The 383-nt window shown below is 61.6% G+C and carries 1 pseudogene; it reads right to left on the reverse strand.

What is annotated here, in order from left to right:
• A pseudogene (locus ACNFCJ_RS24155) lies at positions 1 to 383 on the reverse strand (transposase); the annotation flags it as partial.

Below are 383 nucleotides of genomic sequence, written 5' to 3' on the forward strand. Positions count from 1 at the left end.
CTGAAACTGCTCACCATTGGAGTAGCCCGCATCGGCTGTAACCGTCAGCTCTTCCTGCGCCAGGATCGCCTGGGCAGCCTTGGCCATAGGTTCCAGTTGTTGGTTATCGCTACCGTCCTGAGTGACAGCATGATGCACGATCAGCCCATGCTCGCCATCCACCGCGTTTTGCACGTTATAAGCCACGCGAGCCCCCGGGTGGGGGGCGCATCATGCGCGCCTCGCTCTCACCCACGACGAACTGCTCCAGCCCCTGTACCTCCATCAACGCTTGGGCTGTCAGGTTATCGGCATGTCGGCTCTCCAGCTGCTGCAGCGCAGCCTTGACCGCACTGCGATCAACCACTTCAGCCGCCTCACTGCGGTCAGCCTCGTCCAGTTCG

It is taken from the genome of Pseudomonas sp. NY15364 (genome assembly GCF_048068235.1).
GTDB classification, from domain to species: domain Bacteria; phylum Pseudomonadota; class Gammaproteobacteria; order Pseudomonadales; family Pseudomonadaceae; genus Aquipseudomonas; species Aquipseudomonas mendocina_D.